Raw genomic sequence first — 25,979 nt, forward strand, 5'->3', positions numbered from 1 at the left:
CTAAAGTTGACAAACAATTGGAAATTATATATAATTTAGCAAAAAAGGAGCTTTTTTAGTTATCTGGGTCAGCCCCATAATTTGAAAAGTTTAAACTTATCTCATTGTCTTGTCTTGTCTTGTCTTGTCTTGTCTTGTCTTGTCTTGTTAATAAATTAAATCTTTTCATATGAAAATATTATACTTTACATAATTATTTTGTCAATTTTTTTATATGATTTTAATTGAAATTATTTAGAAAATTTTATCAAAATAACTAATAAAACCGCACGGTGAATTTGCTCATGCATAAAATAAAAATGTTGTTATTAATAAACTTATATTTTATAACCGATTCAACGTGCGTATAAGCTACCTTGTAAACATTTTAACGTATCTTTCTCTATACTTATAACTTAATAGTTTTTTATTGTATAATTCAGAAAGTTCTTTTATTTCTGTATTATCCATATTATCTGTTTCTATTGCATAAATATAACTATCTTCTTTAAAACCCTTTATCATAATATTCATATAACCATTGAATTTTTTCTCTAAAAATATCTTAAAGAAAAATATAGAAAATACTAAAATTAAAGAATTAACTATAACATACGCCAAAATAAAAATATAATAAGAATATATAAATCTCTTGCCGCTGCTTAATATAAAAAAACCTTCCCCCTGATATATTGCAGTTTCAAATAATAAATGTTTCTTTTTAAAATTATTCCAATCTTCTATTTGATATTTAAGTTCATTATCATAATATATTAAAGCTACATCATGACTATTTGCAAACCCTTCATAATCTATATTATCAGATTCCAGAGAAAAAGTAGTTTGTGCTTCATATATAATATTATCTCTTACATCATTATAAGAACTAGAAATCTTGCCGTCAAATGCCCAATTCAAAATACTGTATAATATTATAAATATTAAAGCTACAACGATAGATATACACACTATAAAATTTGATGATAATACAGAGAAAAAACTATTATTATTTTCAACACTAAATAAATAGAAAAAATATATTATATGACTAATATAAAAAATAAATATTACATGATAAATCCTAGTTAAAAAAGAAGCAATAATACTTTCTCTTAAAAATATTCTATCAAGCGAAAAGAAATTAAAAGCATAAAATAATCCCAATATAGATAATATAAAAGGCATTAAATAAATAACTAAATAAAAAAATAGTTCTATTTTAGAATATTTCTTAACATTATAAAAGAATACACATACAAAATAAAATGAACATAAAAACTCCAAACAAATTAATACATTCATTATATATATGTTAATATTGAGTATCATATATGCACACATAGATATAATAGTTAAAGAAGATACTGCTGCTGCTATAAAATTAATATTATGTTTAATTAGTTTTTCCACTCTATTTCCCCTGTTTTTACTATATCATATAATTTTTTAATCATATTATAATCCAATCCCAAAAATGAAGCATTATTTACCAAATTATATATAGCACTCACAAATATTGGCTGAGTATATAAAATATTATCTTCAGTATACGGATATGATGATATTATCCTCGATATATTAAACAAAATAGCTATAAGTCTTGATGAGGAAGATAACTCATCATTTTTGATTAAATACGGCAATATGCTTTTTGCAGCTATTGCTATAAATATTGGATTAATATTTTCTAAAGTAGATATATTATCAATAGAATTATCTATCATTTCTTTTGCTTTATCTCTAAACTCTTTGACATCATATTTATATTCATTATAAATGGGAAGATATGCTATATAGCTTGTATGCATTATATCTTTTAATATTAAAAGCACAGACAAATAATTAATTAATTCATCATTTGTGAGATTAAATTTATCATCATTAATAAAAGAATATTCCTCTCCATTTTCATTTTTTAAACGAACTGATACTATTTGTTTTATTATATTACTTTTTAGAGTTTGATAGGTGTATGAAACATAATCTATAAAAGATTCATTATTATTAGATTTTTTTATAAGTTTAATAATAGATTCTCTTTGAACTTCATAATTTTTATCATAACCCGGTATATGTGATAGAAACTCAAAATCTATATTATTTTCTACATATTCTATAAAACTGTTGTAAGCGTCATGTCCTAAAAGCACAAAATCAATCCTGTAATATTTTTATATAATTTTGCTTATTATATTCGGTAAAATTTGTATATATATAAGATAATTATTTTTTGTAATATTTTTATATAATAAAAAACTCTATATAGAAATATCTATTTGAGGAAGAATAGGATATGCAAATAACATATTAAGATTAAAGTCATCAGTTGTTATTATCACATCTTTATCTTTTATATCAGAGCATAAACTTATTATATAAGAATCATCAAGAATAAAAGTAGCAAAAAATAAGTTATCAGCATTATATATCACTCTTTCATCTAAATCTATTTCTATAGAATCTTTTATATCAAAAATCACTTTACCCAATTTTTTAATATAAGCTTCTTTTAAAGTCCACAAAGTAAAAAAATCTATTTCTAATTTCTTTGAAGTCTTTAAAAATTTACGTTCTTTAAAAGAAAAATATTCACTTGCAATATCAAAAAATTTTCTCTCTTTAATAAACTCTGCATCAATCCCTATAAGTCTATCAGACATTCCAACGCAAATTAAATCATTGCTATGCGAACCATTAAAAAATATATTATCTTCATTTTCAAAATAAGGCTTACCATTATCATTTCTTTTTATTGTTAAGTTATTTTTGTTATAATGTTTATAAGCCATCTCTTTTGATAAACTTTCTATATTGCCATTATACTCATTATTAAAAACATATTTTAAATAAATCATAATCACTCTTTTATACTTAATATTTTATTTTTAAGTTCATTTTCTATGTTTGCTAATTCCATTTCAGCATTTTTTCTTTTTTCTCTGCCCTCATTTTGTATTTTTATTACCTCATCTAATGTAGAAATTAGCTCTTCATTTGTATGTTTTAATGTTTCAATGTCTACTATAGCTCTTTCAGATTCTTTTGCAGTTTCTATAGTAGATGTTTTTAGCATGTCTGCATTTTTTCTAAGAAGCTCATTAGTGGTGTCGGTAACTGCTTTTTGTGCTTTGGCTGCTTCATTAGAATGATAAAGACCTATAGCTAATACCATTTGATTTTTCCATAAAGGTATAGTATTAACAAGTGTAGATTGTATCTTCTCACTCATAACAACATTATTATTTTGAACCATTCTTATTTGCGGTATAGTTTGAATTGATACTGTTTTTGTTAGCTCTAAATCATGCAGTCTCTTTTCAAATCTATTGGCCAAATCTTTATAATCTCTTGCAGCTTGTGCATCTTCTGGTGTGTTAGTTTGTTTTGCTTTTTCTTCAAGTTCTAATATTTTTTTGTTTATATCATTATTTAATTTTTCTTTTCCGGCTTTAATATATAATTCAAGCTCTTTTAAATAATCCAAATTATAATCATACATTTGGTCTAATATACTAATGTCTTTTAATAGAGTTCTTTGATGATTTTCTAATATTTTTATTATTCCGTCTATATTAACTTCCACTTTAGAATATTTAGTTTTTAATTTGCTTAAATTATTAATACCTTTTTTAAAAAAGCCAAATATACCCTTAGATCCTTTTTCTATGTCAAAGCCTTTAAGCTCTACTATTAAATCACTGATAGTATCTCCTATATCTCCCAAATCTTTATTCATCACAGTGCTTAAAGTGTTTTCAGAAAATTGCACCATCTTATTTTGTGCAGCAGAACCATAAGACATTATAGAAATAGAATCTTCTAAATTTATACTATTAGACAGCTCTTTTATTTTGTTATTATCACTCTCACTTATTTTAGAATCTATACTTTTTTGAATATCTAAACTTAAAGAATTATTATTATTTTCTTGCATAAATAAAACCTCCAAAAAAAATTATATTAATCCATCTTTCTCAAGCATATTTTTTAGTACATCTATATCGCTATTTATATCAATTAATTTGTTTTCATTCATTTCAAGAAGCATTTTTTTTAATGCCTCATTTAATTTTGTTATAACATCTTCTATCTCTAAAGAAGTATTTTCTATATTAGTATTTTTAACAGGTAAATTACAAAAATCAATATAATACTTAAGCATTTTTATAGCCGTTGGGAGATGATATTCGTTTATCTTTTGAAGTTTTTTCTCACCTTCTTTGTTAGACTTAGAATAATCAACCATATTATTTAGTATAGAAATCATTTCTTCCAAGGCAGGACTAAGCTCAGCATTATTAATATCTTTTGAATATTCTTTTATTTTTGATATATTTCTTTTTGTTTCTAATATTGTCAAACTTTCATTGTTAGGATTATCATTAGAATTATCATCAGAGCTGTTATTAGAATATTCTTTGTTATCCTTTTCTAAAGGAAAGTTTCTCTCTAAATTTAATTTTAATTTTTCAAAAATATATTTATCTTCTTCCATTTTTCATAAACCGTTAAAAATATGTTAACTGTATTATAAACAATAAGATTATTATTGCAATATGTTTTCAATTTGTATAAAAAATAAAATTAGTTTTTTTATTAAAGTAAAATATTTTATTAATTTTTATTTTAAAAGATATTTATTATAGTTTGATGAAATTATACAGTTAAAAAAATATTAATATGGTATTAAAATTAAATACACCTATTAATATTATAAAAAATAAAAAGAAATTAAAAAATAGTTATTATGAAAAAATTATTGTAATGTTTTCATGTCTATTACATATCTGAATTTAGCTTGTCCGCTTGTAAGTTTTTGATAAGCTTCATCTATTTTGTTAGCAGCGATAATCTCTGTTTCTGGGTATATTTTGTGTTTAAGAGAAAAATCAAGCATTTCTTGAGTTTCTTTTATTCCGCCAATCATAGAACCATAAACTTTTTTACCGCCAGAGAATATTAATCTTGCCAAATCTATGCTTTGTTTTAATTCAGCAGGAGGAAGTCCTACAATAGCCATCTCTCCGCCGTATTTTAATAAGTCAACATAATTATTAACATCATATCCTGTAGGAATTGTAGATATTATTAAATCAAAGCGAATAGGAATGTCTTTTGTAGAGGTAAATAAATCTTTTGCTCCCATCTCTAAAGCTTCTTTTTTCTTTTTGTCGTTACGAGCAAATACATAAACATCAGCACCCATATTAACAGCATATTTTACAGCCATAGAACCAAGTCCGCCGAAACCAGCAACACCTACAACATCACCTTTTTTAACGCCAGAAAATTTAAGAGGTGAGTATGTTGTAATACCGGCACATAAAAGCGGAGCAACTTTTTCCATTGGTGCATCTTTCGGCACTGTGATAGCAAACTTTTCGCTAACTACTATATTGTTTGAATATCCGCCGTAAGTAGGCTCATCATTGTGAAAATGGTCTTTACAGTCATAAGTAAGTACAGTAAGACCTCTTTCGCAGAATTGTTCATGACTTCTTTTGCAAGCTTCGCATTCTCCGCAAGAGTTTACCATACAGCCCACACCAGCATAATCACCAACTTTAAATTTTGTAACATTCTTTCCAACAGCTACCACCTTTCCAGCAATTTCATGACCCGGCACCATAGGATATATTCCCTCATGCCATTCACTTCTTGCAGAGTGTATATCACTATGGCATATTCCTGCATACATTATCTCTATTAAAATATCATTATCTCCCATAGAGTGCCTTGAAAACTCAAAAGGCTTAAATGTATCAGTTTTGCTATGAACAGCATATCCTTTAGCATTTATTCTCTTTCCAGAATTAGCTTCTTCCAAGTTTTTTTCTAATAACATGTATATATACTCCCCATTATTAAATATGTTTTATTATAGCATTTATTATAACATTGAAGTGCACTCTAATGTCAATATTTTTATATATTAAAATTTTTAAGTTTGTAAAAATTGATTTTTATTTTAATTATTTGCAGGGCTTTGCCCCCTGCGAAGCGTGCCCTTAGGGTAGCACCCCACTTCTTTTACGACCGAAGGAAGTGCCTGTGGTATTGGTATAAAAGAAGCAAAAGAACTGCATTTTTAATCTAAGTTTATGGTATTATTTTAATACATATTTTAGTACATGGAGTTAAAATATTTGCACTTTTTGCAACTTTTTGCGGCGGGAAAAAGTTGAATAAAAAATTCTGTAAAAAATATTTTTTTAAATTTTTTATTTGCGGGGACTAGCCCCCGCACCCCCAGTTCTTTTGTTGTCACAAAGAACCAAAAAGACTGCATTCTTTATAAATTAAAGCTTTATAATATGCTATATTATAAATATAATATAGTATATTTAATAAAAATTAAAAATTTTCAATATATATAAATTTTTAAATATTTTGACAATTTGGCTTTATTCAAGTATATTATTTTTAGTAATTTTTTAGGATAAATGTATGCATAAAATTAACGGTGTTCTATATAAACAAAATTGTTCATTAAAAAAATATAATACTTTTAGAGTAAATGCTAAAGCACTTCATTTTTATATGCCTGAAACTATTAATGGCTTTATAGATTTGATTAAATATTTAAATGATGCTGATAAAAGATATATTATTTTAGGCGGAGGGAGCAATGTACTTTTTTTGGATAAGGTAATAGAAGTTCCTATAATACATACTGGATTTTTTACAAGAATAGAGCAGACTAGCAATAATATTTTAGCTTATTCTGGGGCTAAAGTTATGGATGTTGTAAAGTATGCCTATAGAAATAGTTTTACGGGTTTAGAGTTTTTATATGGGCTTCCGGGAAGTATTGGCGGAGCAGCGTACATGAATGCTCGATGTTATGAACATTCTATATCAGAGTTTGTAGATAGTGTTGGTATTATAGATGACAATATTGAATATATGCATATAAAGGCAGATGAATGTAATTATGGTTATAAAAAAAGTATATTCCAAGATAAGAAATATATTATAATAGATGTGAGGCTAAAATTAAATAAAGGCTTAAAAAAAATAATTAAAAAAGATATGAATAAATATATAAGAGACAGAAAAAACAAAAATCAATATAAATATCCATCTGCAGGAAGCACTTTTTTGAATGATTATGAAACTAATATGATAGCAGGCAAAGTGATAGATTCACTTAATATGAGAAATACTAGGATAGGGGGAGCTATTGTTTCGCCTTATCATGCTAATTTTATTGTTAATTATAATAATGCTACGGGAAGAGATATTTTTGAATTAATGAAGAAGGTGAGAGAAGAAGTTTACACTAAAACAGGTATAAAGTTGAATGCTGAAGTGCGTATTATAGGAAATGATGAAAATGAAGTTTTTTGATAAAAATTTTGATAGCTATAATGAAAAGCATTTATATTATATTGATAATGCTATAGAAAAAGCTAAAGCACTTTATGACAGCTGTATATGCTGCGGGCATTTGTGCAAAACTAATAGAAACAATAAAAAAATAGGAAGATGTAAGATTTTTGAAGACACTAATAATATAAAAGTAGCCTCTCATACTTTGCATTTTGGTGAAGAGCCTATGCTTGTTGGAAATAATGGAAGCGGAACTGTGTTTTTTTCTAATTGTAATTTATCTTGTGTGTTTTGTCAGAATTATCAAATAAGCTCTGAAGGCATTGGGGAGATTATAGATTTAGATACATTGTCATCTTATTTTTTAGATTTAGAGCGAGAGGGTGCTAATAATATTAATCTTGTAAGTGCAACGCATGTAATTTATCCTGTATTAAAAGCCTTAAAAATTGCATTGCTAAGTGGTTTGAACTTGCCTATAGTTTATAATACAAATGGTTATGATACTAATGAATTATTAGATTGTTTGAATGGAATAGTTGATATTTATTTGCCTGATTTAAAATATTTTAATAATGAGAAGGCTATAAAATATTCTAAAGCTGAGAATTATTTTGATGTTGCAATTAATGCTATAACTACAATGAAAAATCAGGTTGGTGATTTAATTATAGATGAAAATGATATTGCCAAAAGCGGCATAATAATAAGGCATTTAATTTTGCCAAACAATGAATCTGATTCTTATGATATATTGATAGAATTAAAAGAGAGAGGATTTTTAAACAGTTATATTTCTTTAATGTCTCAGTATAGTCCGGAGTTTATGGCAAAAGATTATGATAATATTAACAGAAAACTATATATTAAAGAATATAATGAAGTATTAAACTTTGCATTAGATTTGGGATTTGAAAACATATTAGGGCAAGAGATTGAAAGCAGTGAAAATTATTTACCAGATTTTAGAAAAGATAAGCCATTTGAATAAAAAGAAATAAATGAATAAAAAATGGAGCGGGCGAACGGAATCGAACCGTCATCTTTAGATTGGAAGTCTAAGGTAATAACCATTATACGACGCCCGCAATTAAAGTTTAATTATTATAACATGCAGATAAAAAAAAGCAAGCTATTTATATTATTTTAGTAATATTTTGTTGATAATTTTACTAATTCGTTGTAATATGGTTTTACTGTTTAAGAATAATTTTAAATAACTGGGGAAAAAATGAAAAAGATAATATTAATTCTATCATTTATTTTAACTACAGTAGTTGCTTGTTCTAGCACACCTAAAGCGACTACTCCAGAAAATACATCTGGATTTAATACTCAATTAAACCTTCCAGATGGTGTTAGGGTGAGAGAAACTCCAAGGGGTAAAGTATTAGAGCTTTATGATCCTAAGGCTAAGAGTGATGTTGGTAAGCAGACAGGAATCTATGAAGTAAAATTCCAATTCGATAAAGCTGTAGAAATAGGAGAGTATAAACAAGCTTATAATTTGGTTTATACTATAATAAACAACAATCCTGAAATAAGAATTATGGTAGAAGGTAACTCTAGTAAAGAAGGTAAAGCTCCATACAATTACAATTTGTCTGTAAGAAGAGCTGATACTAGTTACAATTACTTAATAAAATTAGGTACTAAAAACAACAGACTTCTTAAAAATGCTTTTGGTGAGGGACTTCCTGAATATCCTACTTTAGAGGCTAATAGAAGAACTGAATTTATAGTAATAATGAATGAAGCGGATTTAAAAAAGTATAATGACTTTGCAAAAACTGTCGATGTTAATAAAGAAAATTAATATCTAAGGTTTTGGTAAAGATTATGAAAAAATTATTATTTATTTTTGCTTTATTTATTTTTATAATATCTTGCGGTACTACTCCAGAGATGGCACCTGTTGAAAATGCAGAGCCTGTTGTGTTAGCTGTAGAAGAAGAGCCTCAAGTTGTTGCTAATACTAATGAACTTTATTTGCCTCAAGGTACTTCTATTAGAGATACTCAAAGAGGAAGAGTGCTTGAAACTAATCCTAAAATAATATTTGGGTTTGCTAAAACTGATATGCCTGCAAATGCTAATGTTGCTTTTGCTAAAATAATAGAGTTTTTAGATAAGAACCCTAATGTGAGATTAGTAATAGAAGGACATACTAGCAATAAAGGAATAGCATATCCTTATAATTATAATTTATCTGCTAATAGGGTAAGAAGTGCGAGAGCTTATTTAGTTAATAATGGGGTTAATGCTGATAGATTAATTGAAAAACCGCTCGGCGAAGCTTTGCCTGAGTCTAATATTCAAGCTAATCTTAGAAGATATGAATTTGTAATTATTGAAAATCAAGCAGATATGGATAAATATAATGGTTTTGTATCTACTCTTGATGTGAGAAAGGAAACTGTATATACTGGAAATTAATTAATTTTTAGGTATATTATTAGAAAATTTAACCTCCTTCTTTCTGTAACAAGAAATTAGGAGGTTTTTTAAATAAAGGTATTATGTTTTATGAAACGATTTGTTATTTTGTTTTTATTGATTATTTCTTTTAACTTAATTGCACAAACTACAAATGAAGCTTTATCATCATCTACTAATGAAACTGCTGCCTCTAATGAAAGCTATCAAATAAATGATGAATTAATCAACACTTTCAAATACGGCACTACTTCTCAAAAAATATCAGCTATTTCAAGAATAAAAAAGACTAAAAACGAGAATGATATTTCTACTATGGTTGAATATTATCCTAATGAAAAAAATAATAAAATAAAAATAGAGATAATCAATTTCTTCAAACAAAATGTTAATGATAAAGGTAAAACTATAATAGATTATGCCATAGTAGATGAAGATGATAGTGTGAGAAAAGAAGCTTATTATTTATGTTCTATTTATCCTGATATAAAATATGAGGCAAATATTATGTCTTCTATTAGCAATGAATCTGGACTTATATTAGACAGTATGATAAATGCTTTGGGGGCTATTAAATCTACTTTAGCTTCAGACTATTTGGCTGAGAAATATACTAATGATGTGATTGGTTCAAGTACAAAGATAGAGATACTAAGATATTTCTCTGAGACTAAAGATAGTAAGGGTGAAGCTATTTGCAGGAATGTAGCACAAAATACAGGTGAGCCTTCTTTGGTTCGTTATATGGGAATAGTAGCAATGGGGGCTTATCCGAGTGCCGAAAATTATGAAATATTACAAAAAATCTTAAAAGAGGATTTACCTGAAGTTACTGCGAGGGTTATTTATATACTTCCAGAGTATAGTGCTTATGGGGATATTAAGACCAATATTGTTGAAGCTTGCAAAAATGACAGCGAATCTGTGAGGATATATGCTATTAAGGCTTTGGACAATTATAAAACAGAGCCGGAGATTCAGGAGCTTTTGCTTTATAGGCTTCAAAATGATAATTCTGAAAATATTACTCTTGAGGTGTTAAATCTTTATAGTGATTCTATGCCTACAGGAGAAATGTTTGATGCCATTAAAAAATTAGCGGACTCTTCTGCAAACAAGAAAATTAAAGATAAAGCAAAATCGATAGTAGAAGGCTCTAATAATACAACAGAGGCAACTACAGCTACTGCTTATTAATATTTATGATTTTGAAAGAAATTGTTAAAGAGTTAGAGATTATTTTATCGGATATTGCATTTTCTGGTATAGATAATATTGACAGTTCATTTGTAGAAAAAATAGAACTACTTGAAAAAAAAGCTATGGAAAATAAAATAACTAATCTTAGTAATTTATTAAATGATTTTATAAACTCAATTAAAGATTATAAATTAGAAGATTCGAGAGAGAATTTACAAAGAGTTTTTATAAATGTTTCAAAATTAGATTTTTACATAAAGAATGCATCATATTAAAAACTATTTAAATTTATTATTCTGGGGCTTTGCCCCAGCCCCCACTTCTTTTGGTGACCCAAAGAAGCCAAAAGGACTGCATTTTTTAAGCTCAAATATAAATATTGCTTAATACATTAGATATATATTGTATTATATTAATTATTATTTCTTAATAGTTTTGTTGCCTATAGTAGCTTTTTCTTCATTTTGTTTATTGTCTTCTTTTGCTGTCATCATAACAGAATTATTAACAACAGAATCAGCACCATTTCCATCATCTTCTGAAGGTCTTACTATTTGAGCTTTATCTACTAATGATGATTTAAATATTTTTGTAGCTTCATCTTCGCTTTGATTTTCCATAATTGCAGTAGTGGCAGCCGATTCTGAAGCCATTAAATCTCCGCTTGAGTGCACTATCATAACATCTTCTGGTCTAACTGTTATAAGTCCATTAGAAGTTCTAACAGCCAAAGCAACTCCAGTATCATTTTCCATAACCATCTCAACAGGTCCTAAAAATCTATTTCCAGCCTCGTCCATTACTTCAACACTCTTACCAAGCATAGAATAACCGCTTTGACTAGAATAAAATGTTTTCATAGATTCTAAGTTTTTATTAACTTCAGTCATTTGCTCTACAGAAGAAAACTGTGCAAGCTGTGCTATCATATCTCTGTTATCCATAGGAGACAATGGGTCTTGATGGCTCATTTGTACTGTTAATAGTTTTAAAAAGTCATCTTTGCCTAAAGAGTTTTTAGCAGGGTCTCTTTCAAAATTATGCTGCAAGTTAAAAGCTCCAACTTCTTGCTTTAATATTCTTATCTCCTTATCACTCATTCTTAATGCTTCTGCTGATATCATAATTTTTCATCTCCTAAGTTATTTTTTTATTTAATTATTTTTTATATTAATAAATTCAATTTTCTCTCTGGTACTATATTATAATTTTGTACGCTCACAACCTCTTCTTCTATATTGTCTGCTCCAAAACCATTTAAATTATTGTTGTTGCCTCCAAACTCAAACTCACCATTTTCATTAGGCATATCCTGTCTAAGCATTACATCAAAACCTTCTATGTTTATTCCTATTTCATTTAAAGAACTAATAACAGTGTCTAAGTTTTTTGTGAATATGTCTTTTATTTCTGCATTATCTACAAATATTTTTCCCACTAAATTGTTATCAGCGTCCATGCTTATTTTTAATCTTACCTTACCCAAATATTCAGGATTAAGAGACATTAAAACTTCACTCTTGCCATTATTAACAGCAACCTGTGCCTTCTCTACCAACTTAGACATCAAATCTTGAAATCTAATCATACTCTCAGCAATGTTGCTGGTATTTTGTGTTTTAGATACATTGTTGTAATGATTATATCCTTTTAAACTTGAAGAAGAATCTTTCATGTTAATGATTGTAAGTTCGCTTCCTTTTTCATCGGATATAGTGTTATTTAAATTGTTATTATTAGCGTTTTCTTTAGCTTCCTGCAATCTCATCTCTCTTTTATCAGCAACATTATCATCACTATTTATAAGAGTTTCTGTAGAATTATTAATCATTTCTCCATCGTTAGTTTCTTTTATTTTTATATCTTTTACATCTTGTACATCTGTTTTTTCTATATTATTTTTTTTATCTTCGATGATTATATTTTCTTTTATATTATCTTTATTATCATCTTCTACCAACTCAAATATTTCTGATAATTTTTCAATATTAACATTATCATTTTGATGAGATACAGCAATCTCTTCTAAACTCTCTAAAGCTATTATTAAATCAGTAATTTCTTTTTTATCTTTTTCATCTAATTCTTCTAAGTTAATATTTTTTAACTCTTCTTTTATATCTTCAATATCTTTAAGCAATGAAGATAATTTCTCTTCATTAAGAGTCTTATTATCAATATTTTTATCTATTTGTGCCTTTTTATCAGCCTTATAATTTTCTATTATGAGCTCTGCTTTATCAATTAATTTTTTTGCTTTCTCTTTAGAAGATATTAAATCTTTTTTGATTTCATTATTATCTATATTTTCTTTATTATCATTTTTATCTACTTTGTTATCTTCAATATTCTTTTCTGATACTTCTGCTTTTTTCTCATTTACACTTTCTTCTAACTCGCTATTTTTTACTTCATCTGCAGTATTGTTTTCAATGCTTTCTTTTTTTATATTTTCAGTATTGTCAGCATTTTGAGAGTTTTCATCTATTATATTATTTTTATATAAACTATCTTGATAATCTTCTTCTTTTTCTATAGATTTGTTTGTAACACTTTGAGAATAAATTTCTTCGCTATTTTGTGCTTCATCTAACATTTTAGCAAAACTATTATTATCATCATATAGATTATAAATTGTATTATTGTTATTAGCAGATATATTGCTGTCATTAAAAGATAATACATTGCTAACTGAGTTTATCATAAACATAACCTCTTAAAAAATAAAAATCATATCACTTACTATAGTCGGAAATATGGAAATTTGCTTTATAAAAAAATGCTATGCAAAAAATAATTTAAATAGAGTTTTTATAAAAAATTATTGAAATATATGTGCTGTTTGAGATATTATATTTGTGCCTGTTTCAAATACTAAGAAAGGAAATTTACCCATAATTCCTGCTACTATATTTGAAGGGGGCATAGTTGATAATCTATTATATTCATTTACGTGACTATTATATGCTTCTATTGCTTTTCTCTCTTCTTGTATTATTGGTCTTATTACTCTTAAAGCCTCAATATAAAATTGATTTGTTCTTAAAACAGGATAATTCCTTGCTGTATAATCTATTTTATTGATATTTTCTTGTATTCTTGCTTGAATATATTGAAACTCTTGAAAGGTTAGAGGTTTTTCTATTAATTTATCATCTATATCTATTTTGCTTAATCTCGTTATATAATTACTTAATGAAGAGATTGTGTATGTATCTAATCTTGGTATTTTTGAAACGGCATTATAATATTGTATAGAAGCTTGTCTTTTTTTAGAATAAATATCTAATATATTATTTAAATATTCTCTTGATAATTTTTCTTCAGTGAGAATAGATTTTTTTATAGAAGTAGTTGTTACTATCATAAATATACTAATAGCTACAACATTAACTATTATAAATATTATAGCTACAATAGAACCCTTCATTATTTTTTCCTTAAATATTTTTTGTTCAAACAATATAACAATTATATATAAATAAAAGTAAATTGTCAAAAATAATATATGCTACCTTTTTGAAGTTGATTTTATCACTTCTATATCACTGGATATATCTATAACATTATTGTTGTATATTGTGTTTAATACGTTTTTTAAGTTTTCTTTTATCGCTATAATAGAATCCATTATATCATTTTTTAATTTTGTATTGTCTTGTTCTATTTTTGAGTTTTCTAAATCTATATATGTGTTTATTATTTTTACTATTGTAGGTATATTATATTCCAAAAGTTTTTCTAATTCTTTTATTGCTATTTTATTACTAGCTGTATCTTTTACAGATATATCTATTATATTTTTATAAAGTTCATTTAATTCTTTGATATTTTCTTTTATTTTATCATCTTTAATTTTTATTGATGCAGTATTTATGAGTTTATTATATTTGAGAGCACTATTAATAATATCATATCCTTCGTAATTATTATTATAAGTTAATTCTATTCTATTATATTTATCATCAAATTCTTCTTCTGTCATAAATGTAAACTTTAATAAATCTATCACACAAAGAATCGTAGGTATAAAAGTCCAGAAAAATAAAACATGCAATACACCTCTTTTGGTTTGTCCAAGATAGAATTTTTGTATGCCAATACCGCCAAGCATTATAGATAATGCAGAATATACTATAGCGTATGCTCTTTTTTTCATTTTATTATTTTACCATAATTTATATTTTTTAAGAGAATGATTTATATTTATTTATGTTAAATTTTGTTACTCTTTTATAACCAGTGATAATTCTAAATATTCCATAAAAAAATCCTAATCCATAAAACATATGGGTGATAAAAAACATAAAAGGGTATATAAATATTCCTAAAAATTTATTTATAATTCCTTTGTCTTTTATAGATTTTATTACTCCTGCTAAAATAGTAGCTGTCAAATATATTATAGCCGGAATAAAATATATAGCTATGTAATTAATTTTTGTATATAAGTAAATTGCTAATACTATTGGCAGTGATAATATATAAATACTAAAAAAAGCAGGCAATGTAAATATTAGATTTTTTTTATTAAAGTTTTTATAAAGCTGTTCAAATCTTCCTCTTCCATAGTTAAGGAGCATTTTTATATATGCTTTTAAATTTGCTCTTGGAGGTCTTCTTACTATTATTTCAGGGTCATACATTAATTTGTATCCAAGAGAAAGTATTTTATCAATTAATGCATTTTCTTCGTTTGGGTATAAACTCTCATCAAAAAGCCCCGCTTCAAATATCACATCTTTTCGCACAAACAAATTACAAAGTATTACATCTCTGTCTGTTCCTTCTCTATATGTGGAAGAGTTTTTACTGTATCTGTTTGCTATAGGTCCTACTGCATAATAAGAACGCATACAAGAATCAATATATCTTTCTTTTACATTTGAAATAATATGAATAGCAGGTCCTCCGACAATTGCTACTTTTTCATTGCTTTCAAATATTTCTACAGCTCTTTTTATATTAAGGGGGTCTACAAGCGAATCATTATCTATAAAATATATGATATCTCCTGAAGCTTTTTTTAAACATTCATTTCTCTGCACGGTAGGGTGAGTACCTTCAGCTTGAAATATTTCTATATTATTTTTATTATAATCAGATAGATAAATTCCAACTAAGGTACTTTCTATATTTTCACCTATTCTATGAGGAATAATTATAGTTACTTTTAATGACACTTATATTTACATCCCAATGTTTCTAAAATAAGCAGTTCTTAAATTAGCAGCCATCTCTTCAGGACTAGTAGGGTTGCAAGGAGCCCAAGCACCTGTTTCTGATGAAGCATTGAATTTTTGTTTTTCTTTACTTCTCATAGGCGGGAAGAACTCTATATGATAACGCCATATATCATTATAATTAAATCCATCATTCACAGGAGCACTATACATACACATCATATAAGGAAACTTCATATCAAATAGTGTGTCTAATGTAGTAGTAGCTTTTTTCAAAGTATCGGCTAAAGCTAAAGATTCTTTTTCATTAAAATCATTTATTGCTATAACATTTCTCTTAGGCATAATCATAATACCATAAGGATATTCAGAAGCAAAAGGAAGAAAGCATACAAAATTATCATTTTCAAATATTATTCTTCTTCCATCTTCAATTTCCTGTTCAAGCATATCAGCAAATAGGTTTTTATTTTTTACATTATAATAGCTTGAAGCCATATCAATTTTTCTTTTAATTCTTAACGGTATCCAACTATAACCATATATCTGACCATGAGGATGCGGCATAGTAACACCAACTACCTCTCCTTTATTTTCAAAAGGCATGATATATTTTATTTTTTTATTCTCAGCTATTTTAACCATTCTCTCCTGCCATAATTTCACAAGCTTTAATATATGCTCAACAGGCAATTCTGGAAGTGTAGTGTTGTGATCTGAAGAATATAATATTACTTCACATTTTCCTATAGAAGGTGCAGTTCTAAATAGTTTACCATTGTCAACATCATCTGGATAAGGCGGCTCAAAAGATAAAGCAGGAAAGTCATTATCATAACAGAGAACATCATAACTATCCGGTACTTTACCGCTTCCCGGACAAAAAGGACAATAGTCTTTAGGCATTTGCGGACGTGCCTGCCTATGACTTGCTATCATAACATAGTCTCCAAGTAAAGGATTATAACGTAATTCTGCCATAATTAATATACTCCTGATGATTTTTTATATTTCGCATTAATTATATATCTATTTTGTATAATAATCAAATATTTTATAATTTATTTTTTATAATCATTATGTTATAATGGCGGCTATAAATACTGAGGGTTAATTATGAGAATTATAATAATATCTATTTTGTTGTTTTTACAAATATTTTTTGTTGTTTTTGCTGATACCACTGTAGATTTTAGGCTATTTACAAGCTCTTATGCATATAATGGTGAAAATACATATTGGCAAGAAACGAGAACAACTTTGACTTATTTTGAAAACTTTACAGAGGGAGCTTTTGATATAAAGTTTAATGAGCTTATCACTTTGAGTGTTGGTGCTTCTGTGTTTTTTCCATTTACATTCGAGTTTCCTCAAGGTATAAGGGTTTTTCCTATAGTTACAACCCAATTGTCTAATGAATATATTGCATTAAGAATAGGCACAATGAAGGGTGGGCATAATTTACCTGCACCTATAAGAGACCCTTTAATGGATATGACGCCTGTTGTTCGTTCTACACCGGATAATACTTTGATAGCAAAGGGACCAGAAGAGTATAAATATAATGAACCTTTTACACATGGATTTTATGAATATGGAGCATCGTTTGAATGGTTTAAGGGCGGAAAAGGTGAAATATATATGAATTGGCAGATACAGCATAATGCTAAACATAGAGAAAGGTTTGATGTTGGGCTTACTTATGCTTTAGATTTTCTTCATAATATAGCAACTCCTTATTTTGGCGTTCATTATTGGCATAATGGGGGGCATGAATATCCTTTTGTGGAGGGCAGTCCTGCTATAACAGAAAATTATGTAGGTGCTATTGGTATTAATAGCGAATATTTATCAATTCTTTATATGGCTTCTTATAATTTGGTTGACAGAGATAATATTGCAGGACAATTTGGACATGCTATATTTTTGAGGGGTAATATAGATGTTATGACTTGGTTTAAGATAGAGCCTATAGTATTTGTTTCGGGTTGGTATATCAATAAAAATCATAAATTTATAAGCGTAGAGGGAGACCCTTTCTATAGAGTGCCGTTTTATTTTGGTTTGAATATCACTAAAGATTTTGTATTTGATAATGGAATAGTATTGAGTTTAGGGTTTGTTAATGGATTATTTTTAACAGAAGAAAATAAAGTCGGTATAAGGTATGATCAAACATTGAAATTTGATTTTACGTATTTAGTTCCTATAAAGCAATAAATATTTTATGTTTATTTATTTAACTATTTTTTATGATACATGTTTTAAAATGCATGTATTTTCTATGATACAATGATTTTTTATATAAGTAATAATTATGTTAAAAAAACTATCTTTATTAATCTCACTAATGTTTATGTTTTTTAGCTTTGCCAATGCACAAACAGCAAAGTCTACATTAGACGGTATGATGCAGTCTTATAATGGAGAAATGAATGCTTCAGCTATGTATGCAGCGTTTGCTAAGAAATCACAAAATAAGAGCGTATTAACTATGTTTAAAGCTGCTTCTGCTGCTGAGGCTATACATGCTAAACTTTTAAATGATATGGCTATGTCAAAGAAGTTAACTACGAAAGCTTTAACAGCTAAAATTAATACTGTAAAAACATCTACAGATAATGAACATTTAAAAGCTGGTATAAAAGGTGAAACTTATGAATATACTAAAATGTATCCTGCTTTTAGTAAAGTAGCTGCTGCTGAGGGCAATAATGATGTTGCTAATTTAATGGATATGATAGCAAGTGTTGAGAAAACTCATGCTCAGTTATATGATAAAACTATGAAAGATTTGGCTGCTGGAGAGGGTTTGCCTGAAGGTTATTATGTATGCCCTGTTTGCGGTTATATAGAAAAAGGAACTTCTCCAGATACATGTCCTATTTGTAATGCTGCTGGAAGTTCTTTTCAGGCTTTTTTGAGTTAAAATTATAGATTTTTGTAAATAGGCACTTGATAGTATTATTGCTGTCGGTGCCTTTTTTGTTTTATATTATTATTAATGAATAAGCATATTATTTTTTGCCAAATAAATAGAAAAGTTAATATATTACAAGATATTTTATTAATTTATTATTGTGTTTATAAAAATAATAAAATCTAATGTTAAAATTAGTTAAACAGCTAAAAATTATATATTATTTTCAATTGACAAATTGTCATATTTTATTATAATCACTATATGATTATTGATTTTGCTGTAAACAAATTGATAGTGGTCTTTTCTTACTTATCCAAAAAATATACAAGACATATAATATAATCTTTAAATTCTATAGGCTATAGAATTCGTTTCTATTTTAAAAAAATATATTAGGAGTATATACTATGTCTAATAATTATTTGCCGGAAATTTTTGAAACTTTTAATGATGCCCGCAAAAAAGGCTTTATCACTATGAAAGAAGAGAAGGATAAGGGTAGAAATGTGGTTGGTACTTTTTGTACATACACGCCAAGAGAGGTGATATATGCGGCTGATGCTATAGCTGTGTCATTATGTTCTACAAGTGATGAAACTATACCTGAGGCTGAGAAGTATTTGCCTAAGAACTTATGTCCATTAATAAAATCAAGTTATGGTTTTGCTGTTACAGATAAATGTCCTTATATGTATTTTTCAGATATTATAGTAGGGGAGACTACTTGCGACGGAAAGAAAAAGATGTATGAGCTTTTGGGAGAGATAAAAGATACACATGTTATGCAGCTGCCGCATTCAAAAAATGAATTTGCTTTTGCTCTTTGGAAAAATGAGATTAAAGAACTTATAAAAAAATTAGAAGAAAAATTTAATGTAAAAATTACAGAAGATAAGTTGAAAGAGGCTATAAAGTTATGCAATGAAGAGAGAAAAGTAATAAGAGAGTTTTTTAATTTAGGTAAATTGGTGCCGTCTCCTATAAAGGGAAGCGATATGCATGAAGCTTTGCAATCATCTAATTATAAATTTGACAGAAAGCTTTATATAGAAGAGATAAAAAATTTAGTTGATACTTTTAGTGATAAATATAAAAAAGGTGAATCTCCGTTTAATAAGAACACTCCGAGGATACTTATTACAGGCTGTCCTACTGGCGGGCTTGTAGAAAAGATAGTAAAACAGCTTGAAGAGGTTGGCTCTAATGTTGTATGTTTTGAAAGCTGTGTGGGTACAAAGAATTTTGAAATGCTTGTTGATGAGAATAAAGAACCTATAGAGGCTATTGCTGAGAGATATTTAAATATACCTTGTTCTGTTATGAGCCCTAACAATGAAAGAATGGAGATTATAAAAAAATATATTGATGAATATAAAATAGATGGTGTGGTGGATGTTACTTTGAGTGCTTGTCATACTTATGCTGTAGAAGGCGAAAAGATTAGACGAACTGTAGAAGAGTGCGGAAAGTCATATTTGCAAATAGAGACTAATTATTCAAACAGCGATACTGCTCAGCTTAGAACGAGGTTAGAAGCTTTTGTTGAGATGCTTTAAATATATTATTTTTTAATAAACTTTTTATAATATTTAGTTATGGAATTAAGAATGATATATTTTGACAATGCTGCTACAACATTAAAAAAGCCTGACACTGTTGCTAAAGCGGTTTTTGATGCTATAAATAGTTTTGCAAATGCTTCGAGGGGTTCTTATGAGTCATCATTAAATAGTGAAAGAGTGATACTCGATACGAGAGAGAGAATAGTTAAACTTTTTAATGGATATAGCCCTAATTATGCTGCATTTACAAGCAATTCTACAGAGGCATTAAACACAGCAATAAAAGGCATATTAAATAAAAATAGTCATGTTATAACCACGTCTCTTGAACATAACAGTGTTTTAAGACCTCTCTATGAAATGGAAACTTTAGGAGCAGAGCTTACAATAATAAAAGCAAATAACAAAGGTGAATTAAATTATAACGATATAGAAAAAAGCATAAAACCAAACACTAAATCAATTATTTGTACACATGCTTCTAATGTTATAGGTGATATTTTGGATATTGAGTTTATTGGAAATTTATGCACTAAACATAATATATTATTTATACTTGATGCTTCACAAACAGCAGGGAGTATTGATATAGATATGAAGAAAAATAATATAGATGTGGTATGCTTTACAGGGCATAAAGGTTTGATGGGACCTCAGGGAACAGGCGGCTTATGCATAAAAAAGGGTTTGGATATTAAGCCATTAAAAACAGGAGGCTCTGGAATAAAAACCTATTCAAAGACTCACCCAGAAAATATGCCTACAAGACTTGAAGCTGGTACATTAAATAGCCATTCTATAGCTGGGCTTAATGCTGCTTTAGAGTTTATAGAAAAAGAAACTGTAGAAAAAATTAGAAATAAAGAAAGAGAGTTAGCTGATTGCTTTTATGATGGTGTAAAAAACATAGAAAATATAAAACTTTATGGAAATTATAATACAAAAAAAAGAACTTCTATAGTTGCTTTAAATATTGAAGATGCAGATTCGGCAAAAGTGTCTGATATATTATCAAGCAAATATAACATAGCAACGAGGTCTGGAGGGCATTGTGCACCGCTCATGCATGAGGCTTTAGGTACTGTTAAACAGGGAATTGTGAGATTTAGCTTTTCTTATTTTAATACATTTGAAGAGATAGAAAAAGGAATTGACGCTGTGAGGGAGATAAGTAAAAGTTTATAAGTTGTATAATAAAAATTGTTAAATAAAATTAAAAAAATTAAAAAGAGAAATTAATTAAAGGAAAAACAAAAATGTATTATGTTGGCATAGATATAGGTTCAACTGCTTCTAAAGTAGCTGTTTATGATGATAAAATAAATGATTTTGTAGAATTATTTATGATTCCTACGGGCTGGTCTGGAGTGGAAGCTTCTTCACAAATATTAAAAATGCTTGAAGAGAAAAACATAAAAAAAGAGGATTCCTATTTTGTTGGCACTGGTTATGGAAGGGTTGCAATAGAATATGCTGATAAAACCATAACAGAGATTACTTGTCATGCTAAAGGGGCTAACTTTTTATTTTCAAATTTAGACGGCACATTGATTGACATAGGAGGTCAGGACACTAAAATAATAAGCATAAAAAACGGCAAAGTTGATAATTTTATTATGAATGATAAATGTTCTGCCGGCACTGGTAGATTTATAGAGTTAATGGCTAATTCTTTGGGTTGTTCTATATCAACACTTCTTGAAGAGGCTCAAAAATGTGAAAGCACTGATGTTGTAATAAGTTCTATGTGTACTGTATTTGCTGAAACTGAGGTTATAGGTCTTAAAGCAAGCGGAAAAGAAAAAAATGAGATTGCTTATGCTATAGTAAACTCTGTTGCAAATAAAGTATCTTCATTATGCGGAAAGTTTAAAGATAATACTTATTTTCTAACGGGCGGCTTATGCATGTTTGATTATTTAGTTAAAGTGTTAGAAAAAGCCTTAGGCGGAAAAGTGATAACCGATAAGAGAGGACAGTATGCCGGTGCTATTGGGGCTGCTATTATAGGTTTTGAAAAAAAATCTAATAACACAGTAAATAACAATACAAAAAATAATATAGCAGAAAATAATAACAATAAAGAAAAGATATTAATAATAACATTTAATACCACAACAGATGTTATGAGAGCCGAAAAGACTTTTAAAAATGTTATGTCTCAAACTAATGAAGCATTGGGAAAAATAGTATCTATACCAAGTGAAATATCTGCCGGATGCGGCATGTGTTGGGAGAGTGAAGTTGATTTTGAAGAGAAGTTAATTAATATATTAAAAGAAAATGATATAGAATATGATAATTGCTATAAGATAGAAAAGTAGTTTTAATATATACTGAATTTTTTAGTTATTTGCAGGGCTTTGACCTTAACGAAGTACACACCGTGCAGCACCCCAGTTCTTTTGCCGATAGGCACCTACTCGGTATTGGTATAAAAGAACCTTATATCCTTCAGATACGCTTCGCGAAGAACTGCATTTTTATTATAAATTTTATAATTTAATTGTACATTAAAAGGCACTCCCCCGCACTTCTAAGAAGTTATAATTAAAGCATAACATTACAGTGCGGCAAGGTGGTACAGCTCGTACGCGGGAAAAAGAACAATAAAAAAATTATAGAATATTATTGTTTCAATATATTGTAAAAAATTTTAATATAAAAAAGCAGCTATTAAAAAATAATAACTGCTATTAATTTATAGTTTTTTAGTTACAATCAATATCTACATAGTTGCCCAATTTAAAATGATTAGTAAAATCTGCATATTTGTCTAAAGTTTTTCTTTTTATAAATTTTCCATGTCCTTTAGTGCCTACAAATTTATTGTCTTTACATACAATTTTTCCTCTTGATATAACTGTATCAATAGAACATAAAAGCTCAATTCCTTCATAAGCAGTATAATCACAAGCTCCATGCATATTTGTTTTTGTTATAACAGATTTTTTATTAGGGTCTATTATAGTGATATCAGCATCTGCATTTGGAATAATAGCACCTTTTTCCGGGTATAGTCCATATATTAAAGCAGGGTTATAGCATAAAGTTTCTACAAATTTATTAATGCTTATTTTCCCTTTCATAACACCTTCAGAGAAGATTAAAGGATATCTCTCCTCAACTCCGCCTGCACCATTAGGGCATTTAGTAAAATTATCTTTTCCTTTTATTTTATCTGTTTCATAATTGAAAGGACAATGGTCTGTTGCTATTACCTGAATATGTCCGTCTGCAATAGCTTTCCATAATCTGTTGCAGTCTTCTTGTTTTCTTAGTGGAGGAGACATTACAAATTTAAGACCGTCTTCTCTGTCATATTCTTTATCAGTTAAAACTAAATATTGAGGACAAGTTTCTGAAAAAATATTTTTGTGCCCCAAAGCTCTTGCACTAACTATTTCATCAACACTTTTTGCTGCAGAAGTATGAACTATATACACAGGAGCATTTCCAGCTATAACTGATAAATGTATAATCCTATTAACTGCCTCTGCTTCTGCTTCAGGAGGTCTGCTTATAGGGTGATAATGTGCAGAAGTTTTTCCCTCTTCAACAAATTTCTTTTTTAAATATTCTACTACATAATGGTTTTCAGCATGAAAAGCAGAAACTCCATTAAGCTCTTTCATTTTTTTAAGCACACGTACAACATTATCATCTTCTATTTTGTAATTGTAAGTTAAATATAATTTTGTACTTTGTAAGCCTTCATCTTTTGCTAATACTTCAAGACCTTTTAAAACATCTTCATCAACATGCTGTAAAACACCATGAAAGCTATAATCAATAACAGCTTTTTTGTCAGCAAGAGTATGATAATATTTCAATTGATGAAACACATCGCAGTCTTTAGGGCCAAACCCCATATGATCAACTATAGTGGTAGTTCCCCCACAAGCAGCAGCAACAGTGCCTGTATAAAAATCATCAACAGCACGTCCAATTCCTACATCTATATCCATATGCGTATGAACATCAATTCCTCCGGGCATTACATATTTGTCTGAAGCATCAATTATTTCTGCCCCGTCGCATTTTAAATCAGCACCTATTTTAGATATCTTTTCATCTTCTATTAATACATCAGCTTTATAAATCTCTGAAGCATTAACTATAGTACCATTTTTTATAATAGTCTTCATAGCACTTTCCTATATTAATAAAATAACAATTTAATTATACTAAAAATTTTAGTAATATCAATTTATAAATTTATATAATTTTTTTGTAACTAATACTAAATATTATATATAATTATTGTTACTATTAGTATATATAAAAAATATTTTAAAATTTATGTTTAGGTTTTATATGTTTTTATTGTGATATTATGTAAACTAATATTCTTGTTTATTTCTATTTATTTAAATTATAATAAAAAAATATTAAATAAAATGAACATTCTAAACAAAAATTTATAAAGTTATCTTGTTTTATTTATATACAATGATACAATAATATGAATTAATATAAAATTTTGATATTGTGGAGTTATGTATGAAAAAAATACTAATTACAATTATTTCTATCTTTTCTTTATCTGCGTGTCTTTTTCCTTTAAGTTCTTTTGATTTATTATTGTCTGTACCTGTTGGTGCAAGTTTCCCTAGTTTTCAAAATAATGATAAAAATTTAAATAATGGCATAAATTATCGTCCAGAAACAGCTGTTGAAATAGGTGTATTATTAAAACCTAAATTTAATTTTGAAATTACAAATGAGCATATAATATCTGCTGGAATTGAATTGGGATATTATAGAGATACTTTTCAGTTTGATTATGATTATAATAATATCACAATTTCTCAAGGAAATAATGGAGAAACTGTAAAAGCTAATAGTCAAATAATACATGTATTTGACAGTTTTAATATAGGAGGCACTTTTGAATATCAATATTTGAATTTCTTCTGCGGTGTTGGAGTTGGGTTTAAAATTCCTTTAGCAGGTGCTTATTGGTATGAAGAGACAGAGAAAAGATTGAGTTTAGGTCTTTTATATGGGGCTTATAAAAATGCATTTTTATTTATACCATATACAAAAATATTTGCAGGTCTTGATATTGGTATAATAAATATAAGTGCTTATCTTAATTTTGATTTGCCTTATATAGAAACAAGAGGCGAGCTTACTGTAGATTCAGGAACTTATTCATCTGCAAGCGGTAAATTATCTTCTGTAGATTTGGGGGTTCAAATATCTTTAGATTTAAATTTGTTTAATAATACTAAATATTAAATTTATTTTTATAAATAAGAGCCTATAATTATATGGGTTCTTATTGCACAGGTTCCAAACATATTGCAGTTAGGAATTCCTTAATTTCTTAAAGTATATCATAGGCGTATCATAATTTAA

25 protein-coding genes and 1 tRNA gene are annotated in these 25,979 nt (G+C 27.6%); 12 read left to right on the forward strand and 14 right to left on the reverse strand.

Annotation, left to right across the window (positions count from 1 at the left end):
• Nucleotides 1–351: 351 nt before the first annotated feature.
• The 6 genes from Q0H31_RS08690 to Q0H31_RS08715 all read right to left on the reverse strand — a co-directional run bounded on the left by Q0H31_RS08690 (nt 352) and on the right by Q0H31_RS08715 (nt 5,824).
• Entirely contained in the window at nt 352–1,389 is a 1,038-nt protein-coding gene (locus tag Q0H31_RS08690; protein WP_295297309.1) for a hypothetical protein, read from the reverse strand.
• Entirely contained in the window at nt 1,377–2,129 is a 753-nt protein-coding gene (locus tag Q0H31_RS08695) for a pyridoxine kinase (RefSeq protein WP_295297310.1), read from the reverse strand. Before Q0H31_RS08695 ends, Q0H31_RS08690 begins: the two co-directional genes overlap by 13 nt.
• A gap of 108 nt (nt 2,130–2,237) precedes the next feature.
• On the reverse strand, nt 2,238–2,834 hold the full coding sequence (locus Q0H31_RS08700; RefSeq protein ID WP_295297312.1) for a 4'-phosphopantetheinyl transferase superfamily protein: 597 nt from the start codon (nt 2,832–2,834) through the stop codon (nt 2,238–2,240).
• 2 nt (nt 2,835–2,836) lie between these two features.
• A complete protein-coding gene (locus Q0H31_RS08705; RefSeq protein WP_295297314.1) occupies nt 2,837–3,913 on the reverse strand; it encodes a toxic anion resistance protein in 1,077 nt (358 codons plus the stop codon).
• Between the two features lie 21 nt (nt 3,914–3,934).
• A complete protein-coding gene (locus tag Q0H31_RS08710; RefSeq protein WP_295297316.1) occupies nt 3,935–4,474 on the reverse strand; it encodes a 5-bromo-4-chloroindolyl phosphate hydrolysis family protein in 540 nt (179 codons plus the stop codon).
• Nucleotides 4,475–4,735: 261 nt separating this feature from the next.
• Nucleotides 4,736–5,824, reverse strand: a complete 1,089-nt coding sequence (locus Q0H31_RS08715; RefSeq protein ID WP_295297318.1) for an NAD(P)-dependent alcohol dehydrogenase — start codon at nt 5,822–5,824, stop codon at nt 4,736–4,738.
• A 602-nt stretch (nt 5,825–6,426) separates the two neighbouring features.
• Between Q0H31_RS08715 and murB the strand changes: the two genes are divergently transcribed.
• Both murB and Q0H31_RS08725 read left to right on the forward strand, forming a co-directional pair.
• Nucleotides 6,427–7,329 (forward strand): UDP-N-acetylmuramate dehydrogenase, encoded by a 903-nt coding sequence (gene murB / locus Q0H31_RS08720; protein WP_295297320.1) that lies wholly within the window; start codon nt 6,427–6,429, stop codon nt 7,327–7,329.
• Nucleotides 7,316–8,302, forward strand: a complete 987-nt coding sequence (locus Q0H31_RS08725) for a radical SAM protein (RefSeq protein WP_295297322.1) — start codon at nt 7,316–7,318, stop codon at nt 8,300–8,302. Before murB ends, Q0H31_RS08725 begins: the two co-directional genes overlap by 14 nt.
• Nucleotides 8,303–8,324: 22 nt before the next feature.
• Here Q0H31_RS08725 and Q0H31_RS08730 read toward each other — a convergent pair.
• Nucleotides 8,325–8,399 (reverse strand) — tRNA-Gly (locus Q0H31_RS08730).
• A gap of 143 nt (nt 8,400–8,542) precedes the next feature.
• Between Q0H31_RS08730 and Q0H31_RS08735 the strand changes: the two genes are divergently transcribed.
• From Q0H31_RS08735 to Q0H31_RS08750, 4 genes are all read left to right on the forward strand, one after another.
• Nucleotides 8,543–9,127 carry an OmpA family protein gene (locus Q0H31_RS08735; RefSeq protein WP_295297323.1) on the forward strand — a complete coding sequence of 195 codons (585 nt, stop codon included), beginning with the start codon at nt 8,543–8,545 and terminating at the stop codon, nt 9,125–9,127.
• Between the two features lie 23 nt (nt 9,128–9,150).
• On the forward strand, nt 9,151–9,747 hold the full coding sequence (locus tag Q0H31_RS08740; RefSeq protein WP_295297325.1) for an OmpA family protein: 597 nt from the start codon (nt 9,151–9,153) through the stop codon (nt 9,745–9,747).
• 90 nt (nt 9,748–9,837) lie between these two features.
• Nucleotides 9,838–10,944: a HEAT repeat domain-containing protein gene (locus Q0H31_RS08745; RefSeq protein ID WP_295297327.1), complete on the forward strand. Its 1,107-nt coding sequence runs from the start codon at nt 9,838–9,840 to the stop codon at nt 10,942–10,944.
• 5 nt (nt 10,945–10,949) lie between these two features.
• On the forward strand, nt 10,950–11,222 hold the full coding sequence (locus tag Q0H31_RS08750) for a hypothetical protein (RefSeq protein ID WP_295297328.1): 273 nt from the start codon (nt 10,950–10,952) through the stop codon (nt 11,220–11,222).
• Nucleotides 11,223–11,366: 144 nt separating this feature from the next.
• On the opposite strand, the gene Q0H31_RS08755 is transcribed toward Q0H31_RS08750, so the two are convergent.
• From Q0H31_RS08755 to galT, 6 genes are all read right to left on the reverse strand, one after another.
• Nucleotides 11,367–12,071, reverse strand: a complete 705-nt coding sequence (locus tag Q0H31_RS08755; protein ID WP_295297330.1) for a flagellar hook capping FlgD N-terminal domain-containing protein — start codon at nt 12,069–12,071, stop codon at nt 11,367–11,369.
• Between the two features lie 41 nt (nt 12,072–12,112).
• Entirely contained in the window at nt 12,113–13,651 is a 1,539-nt protein-coding gene (locus tag Q0H31_RS08760) for a flagellar hook-length control protein FliK (RefSeq protein ID WP_295297332.1), read from the reverse strand.
• 117 nt (nt 13,652–13,768) lie between these two features.
• On the reverse strand, nt 13,769–14,377 hold the full coding sequence (locus tag Q0H31_RS08765) for a LemA family protein (RefSeq protein WP_295297334.1): 609 nt from the start codon (nt 14,375–14,377) through the stop codon (nt 13,769–13,771).
• A gap of 81 nt (nt 14,378–14,458) precedes the next feature.
• On the reverse strand, nt 14,459–15,106 hold the full coding sequence (locus Q0H31_RS08770; RefSeq protein ID WP_295297336.1) for a TM2 domain-containing protein: 648 nt from the start codon (nt 15,104–15,106) through the stop codon (nt 14,459–14,461).
• A gap of 28 nt (nt 15,107–15,134) precedes the next feature.
• Entirely contained in the window at nt 15,135–16,130 is a 996-nt protein-coding gene (locus Q0H31_RS08775; protein ID WP_295297338.1) for a glycosyltransferase, read from the reverse strand.
• Nucleotides 16,131–16,136: 6 nt separating this feature from the next.
• Nucleotides 16,137–17,111 carry a galactose-1-phosphate uridylyltransferase gene (galT, locus tag Q0H31_RS08780; RefSeq protein WP_295297340.1) on the reverse strand — a complete coding sequence of 325 codons (975 nt, stop codon included), beginning with the start codon at nt 17,109–17,111 and terminating at the stop codon, nt 16,137–16,139.
• A 135-nt stretch (nt 17,112–17,246) separates the two neighbouring features.
• Here galT and Q0H31_RS08785 point away from each other — a divergent pair, with 135 nt between their 5' ends.
• From Q0H31_RS08785 to Q0H31_RS08805, 5 genes are all read left to right on the forward strand, one after another.
• Nucleotides 17,247–18,350, forward strand: coding sequence for a hypothetical protein (locus tag Q0H31_RS08785; RefSeq protein ID WP_295297342.1), 1,104 nt, complete (start codon nt 17,247–17,249; stop codon nt 18,348–18,350).
• Between the two features lie 97 nt (nt 18,351–18,447).
• A complete protein-coding gene (locus Q0H31_RS08790) occupies nt 18,448–19,059 on the forward strand; it encodes a rubrerythrin family protein (RefSeq protein WP_295297344.1) in 612 nt (203 codons plus the stop codon).
• Nucleotides 19,060–19,460: 401 nt separating this feature from the next.
• A complete protein-coding gene (locus Q0H31_RS08795) occupies nt 19,461–20,609 on the forward strand; it encodes a double-cubane-cluster-containing anaerobic reductase (protein WP_295297347.1) in 1,149 nt (382 codons plus the stop codon).
• A 51-nt stretch (nt 20,610–20,660) separates the two neighbouring features.
• Nucleotides 20,661–21,800, forward strand: coding sequence for an aminotransferase class V-fold PLP-dependent enzyme (locus Q0H31_RS08800; protein WP_295297350.1), 1,140 nt, complete (start codon nt 20,661–20,663; stop codon nt 21,798–21,800).
• 71 nt (nt 21,801–21,871) lie between these two features.
• Nucleotides 21,872–22,939 carry an acyl-CoA dehydratase activase gene (locus Q0H31_RS08805; protein WP_295297351.1) on the forward strand — a complete coding sequence of 356 codons (1,068 nt, stop codon included), beginning with the start codon at nt 21,872–21,874 and terminating at the stop codon, nt 22,937–22,939.
• 387 nt (nt 22,940–23,326) lie between these two features.
• On the opposite strand, the gene hydA is transcribed toward Q0H31_RS08805, so the two are convergent.
• On the reverse strand, nt 23,327–24,763 hold the full coding sequence (gene hydA, locus Q0H31_RS08810; protein ID WP_295297353.1) for a dihydropyrimidinase: 1,437 nt from the start codon (nt 24,761–24,763) through the stop codon (nt 23,327–23,329).
• A gap of 355 nt (nt 24,764–25,118) precedes the next feature.
• On the opposite strand from hydA, the gene Q0H31_RS08815 reads away from it, so the two are divergent.
• Nucleotides 25,119–25,859 carry a hypothetical protein gene (locus Q0H31_RS08815; protein ID WP_295297354.1) on the forward strand — a complete coding sequence of 247 codons (741 nt, stop codon included), beginning with the start codon at nt 25,119–25,121 and terminating at the stop codon, nt 25,857–25,859.
• Nucleotides 25,860–25,979: the final 120 nt, after the last annotated feature.

It is taken from the genome of uncultured Brachyspira sp. (assembly GCF_934747485.1).
Taxonomy (GTDB): Bacteria; Spirochaetota; Brachyspiria; order Brachyspirales; family Brachyspiraceae; genus Brachyspira.